Consider the following 11,074-nt stretch of genomic DNA (forward strand, 5'->3'; position numbering starts at 1 on the left):
AAACCTGCGCGTTCTGCGCGATGTGCGCAATCCCGTGAAGTTCCGCTCGGACCGGAATCGTCTTCGATTGCCTCAACTATTCCATTCCTGCGCGAATTGAGCAATAGAACTAGCGCGTTTCGCGCAATCATGTCATGCTTGCTGGTGACACAGGTCTCACGGACCATCAGGAAGCCATCAGGACGGAGAAGCGACATGCCACTCGTGCTTGTTCTGGCGGACGACTTCTCGGGCGCAGCCGAGGTCGGCCAGCAGTTCGCGGCCCACGGCCTCGCCGCGCAGATCACGCTCACGACGGCGCACGCCCACCACGGCGGTTCCCCCACACCAGGCGCCGAAGTCGCCGTCGTCGACACCCACTCCCGCGGGCTTGCCGCACCGGCTGCGGCCGAAGCTGTGCAGATCGCGCTGGAGGAGACAGACACGGCGCGCGAGGCGCTCGTGTTCAAGAAGACCGACTCGCTCTGGCGCGGGAACATCGGCGCAGAGATCGCGGCCCTGACGGGACTGGGCTACCACGTCGTCCTGGCCGGCGCGCTACCCGCGCTGGAGAGAACAGTCGTAGGAGCGAGGCCTCTGGCCGGGGACCGGCCACTGCGCGCTTCGGGCCTCTGGGCAGCCGAGTCGATCCTTCCGCCCGAGGACCTGCACGAGCTCTTCGCGGCGGACACCGAACTTCGCTTCGTGGGACTCGACGACGTCCGCTCGGCAGATCTCGCCGGACGGCTCGCGAGGAGCCTGAGCGGCAGCACGCCAGCGGTCGTCGTCGTCGACGGCGAGACCGACGCCGACGTTGCCGCCGTGGTCGAGGCCCTCGCCCCCCTCGGATTCCTTGTGGGCGGCCACCCGGTAGCCCTCGCGGGGACGGGGCAGCTCGGCGGGCACCTCGCCCGACACCTCGCGCACGGATCCGCGCCGACCACGCACTCCCCCGCCGATCCGGCTCTCCCCGCCGGTCCCTCGTTCCCGCCCGGATCGGCGCCGCACCACCGCCCGGTGCTCGCCGTCGTCGGTTCCGCCTCCCCCACGGCACGGCGCCAGCTGGACCACCTCGCCGCGGAGGGATTCCACGTCGTCGCCATCGGCCCGGCGCCGGAGGACCAGTCCCTTGCGGCGTCGAGGATCAGGACGGCATTGGACCGGGGCCATCCGGTCGCGGTGACGGTCGCCGACGGGGCCGTAGATCCCGCGATTTCCGCCGTCCTGGTCACGCACCTCGCTGGCATTGCCAGCGAGAGCCTGCAGGGCCTGCAGGCGGACCTCATCCTCACCGGGGGCGAGACCGCGCGCGAGGTCCTGGACGCCCTCGGCATCACCTCACTGGTGCCTCGCGAGGCCGTCCAGCACGGCGCCGTCGTCAGCACCGCCGACGACGGGCGGCTCGTCGCCACGAAGCCCGGCAGCTTCGGCGATCCGCTCGTGCTCGTCCAGCTCTATCGATCGATCCAGGCTTTCTATTCCATCCCCCGTGCCAGCACCCCAGCACACTGACCGACCCGAAGAACCCCCAGAGACAACGGAGATCTGCATGTCCACCGAATACGACGACCGGCCCTTCATCGCCGTCACCATGGGCGACGGCGCCGGAATCGGCCCCGAAGTCACCGTCGGCGCACTGGTCCACCCGAGCGCCTATGCCGACAGTCGCCCTGTGGTGGTCGGAGACGCCCACCGCCTGCGCCTCGCCGCCGAAGCTCTCGGTCTCGCAGCCGAGGTGGTCACGGTCGAGGGTGTCGAGGACGCCGTCTTCGCCCCCGGTCGTGTCAACGTCATCGACCCCGGCCTCCTGCCCGAGAACCTCGCGTGGGGCGAGGAATCGGCGGAGGCAGGCAACGCGGCGTACCACTATGTCAGGATCGCGTGCCAGCTGGCCTCGGCCGGCCGGGTCCAGGGCATCTGCACCGCCCCACTGAACAAGTCCGCCCTCCACAGGGCCGGGCACATCTACCCGGGTCACACCGAACTGCTCGCGCACTTCATGGGCGTTGAGGAGGTTTCGATGATGCTCTCGACCCCCAAGGTCAAGGTCATCCACGTCACGACGCACATCGGCCTCATCGACGCAATCCGCAAGATCGAGCCGGGCCTCGTTGAGCGCACCGTCCGCCGGGGCGACGAGGCCATGAAGCGGGCAGGCGTGGCCCAGCCGAGGATCGGGGTCTGCGCCATCAACCCGCATGCTGGGGAGAACGGCCTCTTCGGCTATGGCGAGGAGGCAGAGAAGATCACACCAGCCATCGAGCGGCTCCAAGCAGACGGGATCGATGCCCGCGGCCCACTCCCCGCGGACACGGCCTTCTTCCTCGCGGGCCGCGGCGACTACGACCTCATCGTTGCCATGTACCACGATCAGGGGCACGGCCCGGTCAAGGTCCTGGGCATCGAAGCCGGCGTCAACATCACGGTTGGTCTGCCCGTGATCCGCACCTCAGTCGATCACGGCACTGCATTCGACATTGCCGGCAAGGGCATCGCGGATGTCCGCAGCATGATCGAAGCCCTCCGACAGGCCGCCGAGATGTCCCCGCGCCTGGCCCTCCAGCAGTAGACCTCCCACCCGCATCTAGCTACAACGGAGTAGAAGGAACCACCATGTCCAACGTCATGAGCCCCACCCCGCAGGAGCGCACCAAGTGGGTCCGCCGGGCCATCCTCGCCGGCGTCATCGGCACCACCATCGAGTGGTACGACTTCGTGCTCTTCGGCACGGCGTCAGCCCTCGTGTTCAATACGCTCTTCTTCCCCCAGTTCGACCCGCTCATCGGCACAGCTGCCGCCCTCACCACCACCGCCATCGGCTACTTCTTCCGTCCGCTCGGAGGATTCGTGTTCGGAGCCCTCGGCGACAGGATCGGCCGCAAGAATGTGCTAGCGGCGACCCTTGTCCTCATGGGCCTCTCCACCGCCCTCATCGGGCTGCTTCCCACCTACGCCCAGGCGGGCATCTGGGCTCCGATCCTCATGCTCGTCCTCCGCATCCTGCAGGGGATCGGGGCGGGCGCTGAGTTCGGCGGCGCCCAGGTCATGGTCTCTGAGCACGCGAGCAAGAAGCGCCAAGGCCTCCTCACCAGCCTCCCCGGCGCGGGCCTGGCCCTCGGCATCATGCTCGGCACCTCCTTCTACTCCCTCCTCGACTTCATGCCCAAGGACGAGTTCATGGCCTGGGGCTGGCGCCTTCCCTTCCTCGCCAGCGTGATCGGCATCGTGGTCGGCCTGCTCATCCGGATGCGTGTCATGGAGTCCCCGGAGTACTTGGCCGTCACCCGGACCAAGGAGAAGCCCAAGAGCCCGGTCAGGGAAGTCTTCGCCTCCTATAAGCGCAACTGGTTCGTGGCGATGTTCGCCTGCTTCGCGGAGAACGCAACCACCAACCTCGTCAAGACATTCGTCCTGGCTTACGCGGCAACCTTCCTCCACCTCGACAAGAGCGTCGGGCTCAACGGCCTCTTCGTCGCCTCGCTCGTGAGCCTCTTCACCTACCCCCTGTTCGGATGGCTCGGCGACCGCCTCGGCATCGGACGGGTCTACATCGGCTCGGCGATCGCCGTCGCGCTGTTCATCTTCCCGATGTTCTGGATGATCGACACCAAGTCGGTCCCGACCGTCATCGTCGCGATCGTCATCATCTACGCGATCGCAGTGCGCGGCATGTCCGCCACTCAGGGCGCCTATCTGGCCAACCTCTTCCCGGCGCGGATCCGCTTCACCGGCCTTGCCTCGTCCCGCGAAGTCGGCAGCGCGATCTCGGGCGGCCTCGGTCCGGTCCTGGCCACCCTCCTGCTGGCGGCAACCCACTCGTACTGGCCCGTGGCCATCTACATGATCAGCCAGGCCGCCATCACCATCGCGGCCGTCTGGATCGGCCCGAGCAAGCGCACGCCGATCGACGTTGACGTCGAAGAGGAAGCCCAGCCCGCGCCACGCGCCCTGCGGGCCTCCTAAGCGCTGCAGGCTAACCACGCATCCCGCGGACGGGCAGAAGGCCGTCCGCGGGATGCGTGCTGGCGCCGGCAGATCCGGGCTCACCCCGGCGTCGGCAGCACCTCGCGCGCCACCTCGAGCACGTACGGCAGCACCCGCGAGGGGTTCGACGGCGACCACGCGAGCCCGTGCTGCAGGTACGCCTGCGGTCCGGCGATCGGGACGTAAACGGCACCGTGCGGGAGGATGTCGCTCATCCCCTCGCTCACGAGGCTCACGCCCATGCCCGCCGCGACGAACGTCAGGATCATGAACGGGTCGCCGATCTCCTGGACTACCCGCGGCCGGAAGCCCACCGCGACGCAGGCCGCCGTCGCCGTCCGCTCGAGGTCCGAGCCGCCGCCGGAGGGCATCATGATGAAGTCCTCGTCCCGCAGCTCGGTCAGCTCCAGCGTGGCCCGCTGGGCGAGCGGGTGGTCCACGGGCACGACGGCGCCGAGCGGCTCCCGCGCGATCAGCCGGGACTCGAGGGGGGACGGGTCTAGCGGGAGGCCTACGAAAGCCACGTCGAGCGTTCCGCGCATGAGCTGCGCGACGGCGTCGCCCGTCACCACGCGCCCCTCGAGCGAGAGCACCACGTCCGGGTACGCCCGCCGCAGCGCCCGGGTGAGCCGCGGCAGCGTGCGGTGGTTGATCGCGCCCGTGAAGCTCACGGTCAGATGCCCGTATACCGTGCCGACCGAAGCGTGCGCGGCCTGCCGCGCGACCTCGACCTCCTCAAGCGCGCGGTATGCGTGCGGGAGCAGCGACCGTCCGGCGGCCGTGAGGGAAACGCTGCGCGTGCTGCGGTCGAAGAGCGGGACGCCGATGTCCTTCTCAAGCTTGCGGATCGTTTGGCTCAGCGGCGACTGCGCCACGTGCAGGCGGGACGCCGCCCGCCCGAAGTGCAGCTCCTCCGCGACGGCGACGAAGGACTCGAGCCACCTGATCTCCACGCGCCCATTCAAGCACCCGGAGGCGGCCAGCCTCAGGACCAGCCTCCGGCCCGGCCTCCGGGCGCACTCTGTAGGGTGGACGGCGTGACCGCGACGAAGGACTCCGACCAGCAGACAGGCGCCGGCAGCATCCCCGACCCGGTCCTGAGGTCGATCGGCTTCCTCTCCTTCTTCGACCGCTTCGCCACTCCCCCGATGCTCGTGGTCCTGGCCAACCGCACCGATCTCACGCTCGCCGACGCCGTGGGCCTCGTGGCGTCCTACTCGCTCCTCTATGCGCTCGGGCAGCCGCTGTGGGGGTTCATCAGCGACCGGTTCGGCCGCGTGACAGTGCTCCGCACGGCACTCGTGGGGCTGCTGCTGGCCGCCATCGCCAGCACCCTGTTCAGCGCGCACGTGCCACTGCTCATCGCGAGGTCGGCGGCCGGGCTCATGGCCGGGTGCCTCTACCCCACGCTCCTGACCATCATCGGCGACACGCGCACGGGCATCGAACGCGCCCGCGGACTCTCCGACCTGCAGATCTATTCGGCGCTCGGCACCACGGTCGCGACCCTCGCCGCGGGCGCTCTCGCGGCGTTCACGGACTGGCGGGTGGTGTTCGGGCTCCCCGCACTCGGGTGCCTCGCGCTGCTGCTCTTCCTCCGGCGGGCGCATGACGGCGCCGCTCACCGCCGCGGGCGCGTTGACGTCCGCGCCGCGTTCTCGGGCGCCGCGCTCGGAGTCTACGGTGTGGCGGTCCTCGAGGGCGCCGTGCTCATGGGCATCCTGACCTACGTCGTTCCGGCCCTGCAGCACGCGGACGTGCCCATCGCCGTCGCGGGGATCCTCGCGTCGGGGTACGGGGTGGGCGTGATCCTGGGGGCGCGGCTCATGCGGCGTCTGGTGCAGCGGTTCACGCGGACGCAGCTTATGGGGATCGGCGGGGTGGTGCTGCTGGTCGGGTATGTGGCGTCGTCGATCGCGCAGAACCCGGCGACGATCACTGTCACCGCCGTCCTCGTGGGTGCTTCGAACGCGGTGCTGCACTCATCGGTGCAGGGCTGGGCCACCGAGGTCGCGCCGAAGGCCCGTGCTACGGCGGTCTCGCTGTTCGCGTGCTCGCTCTTCTTGGGCAGCTCGGCGGGCACGTTCCTCACGGCGGGGCTCGCCGGCAATGGGGAGTACGGCGCCATCTTCCTCCTCGGCCTCGTAGCGACGGCGTTGCTCACGGCGGTCGTGACGCTCGGGCACGCGACGTGGGAACGGCGCCGGGTGTCGTGAAGGGCGGCGTGCGTCGTGAAGGGCGCTGCGCGGGGCGCCCCGGGCGGCGGCTCACGGTGTTCGCGTTCCTCACGAACGGTAGTTTCCTGACGTTCACCCCGGGCTGGTTATGATCAGCTGTTGACCGCGACTGGACCACACGTGGGCCGCTTGCGGTCAATCCATGTCCAGCGCCCGCACGCGGCCACGACGTGACCAAAAGTGGCCCGATCTGGGTCGTCATTGGCCACCTGTGACCACAATGTGGCCGCTGGAATGCACGGGCATTGAGCAGATGCCCGTCGAACGATGAGAGGAGATGCATATGGCCAGTCCCCGAGAAGGGACGGGAGCGCCGGCGAAGCCGCAGCCCCACCGTTTCCGGGTGAGCGTCCCGGCGGCCGACGAGGCCGTCGTGGCGTGGATGGAGCTGCAGGACAATCCGTCATTGTCGGTGAGAATGCTGATCCGCGAGAGCATCGAGCGCCTCGGCTACATCGACGTCGTCAACCGCCCTGTGGCACAGCTCCCGGGGGGAGTCCGTTCTGGGGGCTCCTCCCCAGAGGACACCGCGGGTTCTCCTGCCCGGGGGTCAGCTGCGCCCCAACCCAGGAAGGCCCCCGACCAGAGGCCCTGGCCGGCGCAGGAGGCCGAGCCGCCGCGCGAGTCCAGTTCCGAACCTGAGCCGCCTTCTGCAGGACCGATGGACATCAACGACATCTTCGCGATGACGCGGTAAGCCCGCGCAGCACAAGCAACACAGTCTCCACCGAATTTCACCGAAGGGAATCATCCACGTGACCATCTCAATCAATCTCACCGGCGGGATCGACGTCGGCAACGGCTATGTCAAGGGAATCATCCGCGGGGAGCGCGCTTCCGGCGCGGCGAGGATCGACGAGATCGATCTGCCCAGCGCCGTCGCGCTCGTCACCAGGTCCAACGCGCTTCCGGACGCGGACCACGAGGCCATGGCCAAGCTGGATGGCGACTTCTACAACGAACTCGATGTGAGCTTCGACTCGCCTCTGGTCGGGGACAAGTACCGGCGCCTCTTCGGTACCCGGGCGCTGAGCGCCCAGGGCGCCTTCGACGAATTCGACGTCGTGGGCCGCCGCAGCAAGGCCGCGCAGGAGCTGAGCAAGGTCCTCGTCATGGGCGCCTTCGCGGCGAAAGCGCTGCGGGACTACGTCCGCGAGCACCGTGCGCTCCCGCCGGCCGATGAGACGCTCAGCGTGCAGGGTCGCGTCGCCCTGGCCCTTCCGATCAACGAGTACCTCACCCACCGCACGAGCTACGCGACAGAGTTCACGACCGGCACGCACACGGTCACGGTGCACAACTTCGATACCCCGGTCTCAGTCAAGCTCCACTTCGTCGACGTGCAGGTCATCCCCGAGGGCGCCTCGGCGCAGTACGCGATCACGGCCAAGGGTGAACCGCTCATGGACGCGATGCTGAAGGACCTCCGCCGCCGGGGCGTGGCGCTCGAGGGCATCACCTCCGCGGACGTCCTGGCCGCCCAGCACACGGTTGGCATTGACATCGGCGAGGGCACCGTGAACTTCCCGGTCTTCACCGCGGGCAGGTTCAACGCCGATGCCTCCACCACGTACGGCAAGGGCTACGGCTCGGTGCTCACGGACGCCCTCAAGGCGATGGACGACCGCGGCTTCGTCTCGGGCTTCACGTCCCGCAAGCAGCTCGCCGAGTACCTCCAGGCCGGTCCCTCACCGCTGAAGCGCAACTTCTACGAGAAGGTCGCGCGCTTTGTGGAGGAGGAGATGATCTTCTTCTCCAAGGAGGTCACGGAGCAGTTCGGCCGCGTGCTCGCCGTCGTCGGCGCGACCACTGAGGTCGCCTACGTCTACGGCGGCGGATCCGGTCCGGTGAAGACCTTCCTGTACCCGGCGCTGCTGGCCAAGGCCACCGAGATGAACTCGGACGATGCCTTCCCGACCCTGTACCTGGATTCCTCCTACTCGCGTCACCTGAACCGCGAGGGGCTCTACATCGCGGCCGAGGCCGTCGAGCGCAATGCGGGCGCCGCTCCGGCGCAGGCCTTGCGCGGGAAGCGCAGCGCCCAGAGCGCCTCGGAGGGCAAGGAGCTCGCCGAGGCGGCCGTATAGCCTCTCCGGCCGGCCCTTCCATGCCGACCCGTCCACACAGGGGCCCTTCCCGCACAGCGCGGGGAGGGCCCCTGGCGTCCGGCCCCCGGAGGCCGGCACCAGCGAACGGTGCTCATCACGGTGGCGCTTGGGCACTCGGCGAGGGATCGGCGTCGTGCGCGGTCGGCGACTACACGATCGGCCGCCTCACGTTCGCGCCAGGGTGGAGCTGGTCCGAGTGCATCAAGCCCGTGGCGGGCACGGACAGCTGCCAGAACAACCACGTGGGCTTCTGCGTGGCCGGCACACTCGAGGTGCGCCTGAACTCCGGGGAGACGGCCACCATCACTGCCGGCGACTCGTACACGATCCCGCCCGGGCACGACGCCCACGTGGTCGGCGACGAGAAGTTCGTCGGCCTCGAGTTCCTCAGCGCCGCGAGCTACGCGAAGGGCGACTGAGAGCTAGGCGACGGGCGATTGGGCCGCCCGGTCGATCTTCCGGTGGAAGTGCATTCCTGCCACCCCGCCGAGCACGGCGCCGACGAGCGCGATGAGCGCGGCGACGATCAGGACGATGATCCCGCCAGTCGTCAGCGTGCCCTCATCGACCGGGATCCGCGGGAAGCTGTTGAGGCTTGAGAGGACGTTGAACTGTGTTCCGGCCACCGCAACGAGGACCGCGAGGATGATCGCGATGATCACGGCCCACAGCCACACCGCGATGCCCTGCCGCGCCCCGTCGAACCGTGCCATCCGTCCGGCCACGTACCCGCCGCAGTAGTAGGCGGCGAAGAGGATCACGGCCACCGCAATGGCCCCGACGACCCCCACCGTCGGTCCCTCATTGGCCAGCTTGGCGGGGTCGGTCTGGGTGCCGATTGCGACTCCGGCGCCTGCGGCACTGATCAATGCGGTCAAGACCACAGACATGCCCATGGCGGTCAGCCATCCGAAGAACGCCGAGCCGGGCTTCACACCCCCGAAGCGCCTCCTCTGCTCGGCCACGGAAGCCCTGCCATCGCCCTCGTAACGCTCGGCGCCCTCGTAGCGCTCGGCGTCCCCCTCGTAGCGCTCACGGTCTCCGTAGCGCTCGCTCTCCTCGTAGTGGCTGTCCGGGCTGCGTTCTGCGTGGCTCACTTGGTTCGCCTTCCTCTGATGGCTGATGTGATGTAGCGGCAGCAGTCGTCACGCGCCCCTGCTGTAGGGACTAAGATCCTCTTTCCCACACTGGGCGCGCTCAATCAACATCGGGGGTACCTCGCTGGTTTGACTTCCAGCGAACTGCCGCGGAAGCGTAGGCCTCATGCCTTCCGCGAAGCTGTTCACCCCCGTCGATATCCGGGACGTCCAGATCAGGAACCGACTGTGGGTCTCGCCCATGTGCCAGTACTCCGTCGAGGAGTGGGACGGCGTGCCGACAGACTGGCACCTGGCCCACCTCGGCTCGCTCGCGCGGGGCGGGGCAGGCCTCGTCATGACGGAGGCGAGCGCCGTGAGCCCCGAGGGCCGGATCACCAACTGGGATACGGGCATCTGGAACGACTCCCAGGCCCAGGTGTGGCGGCGGATCGTCGACTTCATCCACGGCCAGGGCGCCACCGCGGCCGTCCAGCTCGCCCACGCTGGCCGGAAGGCCTCGACGTACCGCGAGTGGAGCGGCCACGGCACCCAGTCGGTCGAGGACGGCGGCTGGCAGACCGTGGCGCCGTCCGCCGTCGCCTTCGACGGCTACGCCGAACCCCGAGAGCTCACCCAGGAGGAGATCCGCGGCGTCGTCGCGGACTTCGCGGCCGCCGCCCGCCGCGCCCTCGGCGCCGGCTTCGACGCGCTCGAGATCCACGGCGCGCACGGATACCTCGTGCACCAGTTCCTCTCCCCGCTCTCCAACCTCCGCACGGATGAGTACGGCGGGAGCCTCGAGAACCGCGCACGGCTGCTCCTCGAGATCGTGCGGGCAGTGCGGGCGGAGGCGGGCGACGCCGTTCCCCTCCTCGTGCGCCTCTCTGCCACCGATTGGGTCGACGGCGGGTGGAACCTCGACGACACGATCACGGTCGCGGGGTGGGCAGCAGCCGAGGGTGCGGACTGGTTCGACCTCTCCTCGGGCGGCCTCGTGGCCCGCGCGAGCATCCCCGTCAAGCCGCTCTACCAGGTGGGGTTTGCCACCGCAGTGCGCGCCGGAACCGGGAAGCCCGTGAACGCCGTCGGCCTCATCACGAAGCCCGAGGAGGCCGCGCAGATCGTGGACAACGGCGAAGCGGACGCGGTCATGGTGGCGCGCGAGTTCCTCCGCGATCCGCACTTTGCCCTCCGCGCCGCCCACGAGCTGGGCGTGGAGCTCGACAGCTGGCCGCCGCAGTACACGCGCGCGAAGTGGCGCAACGAGGCTTAATGTCCCACTGAATGGGATATCCCGCCCTCGGGTGGCGTGGGTCACGCGAGACTGGGCTGGACCCACCCAGTCCCTCACCGAGGAGGACCCCTTGCCTGTTTTTGCCGTGACCTACGAGTACACCGATGACGCTGCCGGCCGCGACGAGCACCGCCCCGAGCACGTCGCGTTCCTCTCGGGCCAGCACGAGGCTGGCCGCCTCGTCGTCTCCGGCCCGACCAGCAACGGCGCGGGCGCGCTCCTGGTCTTCGCGGGCGAATCCGCGGACGACGTCGCGGCCCTCCTCGACGCCGACCCGTTCCGCCGGGAGGGGCTCATCGCGCGCCGCACGATCACGCCGTGGAAGCCGTTCTTCGGCGCCGAACGGCTGACGGTCCAGAGTGAGCCCAAGCCGGCCGGGGCCGCGCGATGAGA

Annotated in this window: 11 protein-coding genes; 9 read left to right on the top strand and 2 right to left on the bottom strand. The window is 69.1% G+C overall.

Annotated elements, in window-relative coordinates:
* The first annotated feature begins 195 nt into the window (after positions 1-195).
* Genes AB5L97_RS18775 through AB5L97_RS18785 form a run of 3 tightly spaced genes read left to right on the top strand, consistent with a single transcriptional unit; the run spans position 196 to position 3,942 of the window.
* Complete coding sequence (locus AB5L97_RS18775) at positions 196-1,491, top strand: four-carbon acid sugar kinase family protein (protein ID WP_369045839.1); 1,296 nt, start codon at positions 196-198, stop codon at positions 1,489-1,491.
* Between the two features lie 37 nt (positions 1,492-1,528).
* Positions 1,529-2,548: a 4-hydroxythreonine-4-phosphate dehydrogenase PdxA gene (gene pdxA, locus AB5L97_RS18780; RefSeq protein ID WP_369045840.1), complete on the top strand. Its 1,020-nt coding sequence runs from the start codon at positions 1,529-1,531 to the stop codon at positions 2,546-2,548.
* A 44-nt stretch (positions 2,549-2,592) separates the two neighbouring features.
* Entirely contained in the window at positions 2,593-3,942 is a 1,350-nt protein-coding gene (locus AB5L97_RS18785; protein WP_307956299.1) for an MFS transporter, read from the top strand.
* An 80-nt stretch (positions 3,943-4,022) separates the two neighbouring features.
* Here AB5L97_RS18785 and AB5L97_RS18790 read toward each other — a convergent pair whose 3' ends face one another.
* Positions 4,023-4,916, bottom strand: coding sequence for a LysR family transcriptional regulator (locus AB5L97_RS18790; RefSeq protein ID WP_307956300.1), 894 nt, complete (start codon positions 4,914-4,916; stop codon positions 4,023-4,025).
* Between the two features lie 84 nt (positions 4,917-5,000).
* On the opposite strand from AB5L97_RS18790, the gene AB5L97_RS18795 reads away from it, so the two are divergent.
* From AB5L97_RS18795 to AB5L97_RS18810, 4 genes are all read left to right on the top strand, one after another.
* Positions 5,001-6,179 carry an MFS transporter gene (locus tag AB5L97_RS18795; protein ID WP_369045841.1) on the top strand — a complete coding sequence of 393 codons (1,179 nt, stop codon included), beginning with the start codon at positions 5,001-5,003 and terminating at the stop codon, positions 6,177-6,179.
* Between the two features lie 304 nt (positions 6,180-6,483).
* Positions 6,484-6,897, top strand: coding sequence for a hypothetical protein (locus tag AB5L97_RS18800; RefSeq protein WP_369045842.1), 414 nt, complete (start codon positions 6,484-6,486; stop codon positions 6,895-6,897).
* Positions 6,898-6,955: 58 nt separating this feature from the next.
* Positions 6,956-8,287, top strand: coding sequence for a hypothetical protein (locus AB5L97_RS18805; RefSeq protein ID WP_307956303.1), 1,332 nt, complete (start codon positions 6,956-6,958; stop codon positions 8,285-8,287).
* Between the two features lie 230 nt (positions 8,288-8,517).
* Positions 8,518-8,727: a cupin domain-containing protein gene (locus AB5L97_RS18810; protein ID WP_369045843.1), complete on the top strand. Its 210-nt coding sequence runs from the start codon at positions 8,518-8,520 to the stop codon at positions 8,725-8,727.
* A 3-nt stretch (positions 8,728-8,730) separates the two neighbouring features.
* Here AB5L97_RS18810 and AB5L97_RS18815 read toward each other — a convergent pair whose 3' ends face one another.
* Positions 8,731-9,405: a hypothetical protein gene (locus tag AB5L97_RS18815; protein ID WP_369045844.1), complete on the bottom strand. Its 675-nt coding sequence runs from the start codon at positions 9,403-9,405 to the stop codon at positions 8,731-8,733.
* Positions 9,406-9,571: 166 nt separating this feature from the next.
* On the opposite strand from AB5L97_RS18815, the gene AB5L97_RS18820 reads away from it, so the two are divergent.
* The gene (locus AB5L97_RS18820) at positions 9,572-10,660 is read left to right on the top strand and encodes an NADH:flavin oxidoreductase/NADH oxidase (RefSeq protein WP_369045845.1); all 1,089 of its coding nucleotides are present in this window, start codon (positions 9,572-9,574) and stop codon (positions 10,658-10,660) included.
* A 91-nt stretch (positions 10,661-10,751) separates the two neighbouring features.
* Positions 10,752-11,072: a YciI family protein gene (locus AB5L97_RS18825; RefSeq protein ID WP_307956307.1), complete on the top strand. Its 321-nt coding sequence runs from the start codon at positions 10,752-10,754 to the stop codon at positions 11,070-11,072.
* Positions 11,073-11,074: the final 2 nt, after the last annotated feature.

Origin of the sequence: Sinomonas sp. P10A9, assembly GCF_041022165.1 — a bacterium.
In the GTDB taxonomy this organism is placed as follows: domain Bacteria; phylum Actinomycetota; class Actinomycetes; order Actinomycetales; family Micrococcaceae; genus Sinomonas; species Sinomonas puerhi.